Genomic DNA, 1,712 nt, shown 5'->3' with positions numbered 1-1,712 from the left:
ACTGGTAGGGCTGGTTGGACTCGAACCAACGACCCCCGCGTTATCAACACGGTGCTCTAACCAGCTGAGCTACAGCCCCAAATGCTGTTCTTCTTGTTCAACAGTCGATAAGAGTGGACGCTCAATGAATCGGTATCTCTACCTGTGCAACTCTAGAAAGGAGGTGATCCAGCCGCACCTTCCGATACGGCTACCTTGTTACGACTTCACCCCAGTCACGAATCCTACCGTGGTAAGCGCCCTCCTTGCGGTTAAGCTACCTACTTCTGGTAAAACCCGCTCCCATGGTGTGACGGGCGGTGTGTACAAGACCCGGGAACGTATTCACCGCGACATGCTGATCCGCGATTACTAGCGATTCCAACTTCATGTAGTCGAGTTGCAGACTACAATCCGGACTACGATACACTTTCTGGGATTAGCTCCCCCTCGCGGGTTGGCGGCCCTCTGTATGTACCATTGTATGACGTGTGAAGCCCTACCCATAAGGGCCATGAGGACTTGACGTCATCCCCACCTTCCTCCGGTTTGTCACCGGCAGTCTCATTAGAGTGCTCTTTCGTAGCAACTAATGACAAGGGTTGCGCTCGTTGCGGGACTTAACCCAACATCTCACGACACGAGCTGACGACAGCCATGCAGCACCTGTGTTACGGCTCTCTTTCGAGCACACCTCGATCTCTCGTGGCTTCCGTACATGTCAAGGGTAGGTAAGGTTTTTCGCGTTGCATCGAATTAATCCACATCATCCACCGCTTGTGCGGGTCCCCGTCAATTCCTTTGAGTTTTAATCTTGCGACCGTACTCCCCAGGCGGTCTACTTCACGCGTTAGCTGCGTTACCAAGTTAATTAAAACCCGACAACTAGTAGACATCGTTTAGGGCGTGGACTACCAGGGTATCTAATCCTGTTTGCTCCCCACGCTTTCGTGCATGAGCGTCAATCTTGACCCAGGGGGCTGCCTTCGCCATCGGTGTTCCTCCACATCTCTACGCATTTCACTGCTACACGTGGAATTCTACCCCCCTCTGCCAGATTCTAGCCTTGCAGTCTTCATCGCAATTCCCAGGTTGAGCCCGGGGATTTCACGACAAACTTACAAAACCGCCTGCGCACGCTTTACGCCCAGTAATTCCGATTAACGCTTGCACCCTACGTATTACCGCGGCTGCTGGCACGTAGTTAGCCGGTGCTTATTCTTCAGGTACCGTCATTAGTGCAGGATATTAGCCCACACCGTTTCTTCCCTGACAAAAGAGCTTTACAACCCGAAGGCCTTCTTCACTCACGCGGCATTGCTGGATCAGGCTTTCGCCCATTGTCCAAAATTCCCCACTGCTGCCTCCCGTAGGAGTCTGGACCGTGTCTCAGTTCCAGTGTGGCTGGTCGTCCTCTCAGACCAGCTACTGATCGATGCCTTGGTAGGCCTTTACCCCACCAACTAGCTAATCAGATATCGGCCGCTCCAGGAGCACAAGGCCTTGCGGTCCCCTGCTTTCATCCTTAGATCGTATGCGGTATTAGCGCAACTTTCGCTGCGTTATCCCCCACTCCAGGGCACGTTCCGATATATTACTCACCCGTTCGCCACTCGCCGCCAGGTTGCCCCGCGCTGCCGTTCGACTTGCATGTGTAAGGCATGCCGCCAGCGTTCAATCTGAGCCAGGATCAAACTCTTCAGTTCAATCTTGTTTGTTGCCATTTCTGGCAC

Annotated in this window: 1 tRNA gene and 1 rRNA gene; both read right to left on the bottom strand. The window is 53.3% G+C overall.

Annotation, left to right across the window (positions count from 1 at the left end):
• Positions 1 to 2 precede the first annotated feature (2 nt).
• A tRNA-Ile gene (locus CR105_RS27365) sits at positions 3 to 79 on the bottom strand.
• 77 nt (positions 80 to 156) lie between these two features.
• Positions 157 to 1,685: ribosomal RNA gene (locus CR105_RS27360) — 16S ribosomal RNA — on the bottom strand.
• Between the last annotated feature and the right edge of the window lie 27 nt (positions 1,686 to 1,712).

This window comes from Massilia eurypsychrophila (assembly GCF_002760655.1).
GTDB lineage: Bacteria > Pseudomonadota > Gammaproteobacteria > Burkholderiales > Burkholderiaceae_D > JAFCUW01.
Note: the sequence above shows the minus strand (reverse complement) of the source record. Positions and strands in the feature narration are given on the sequence as shown.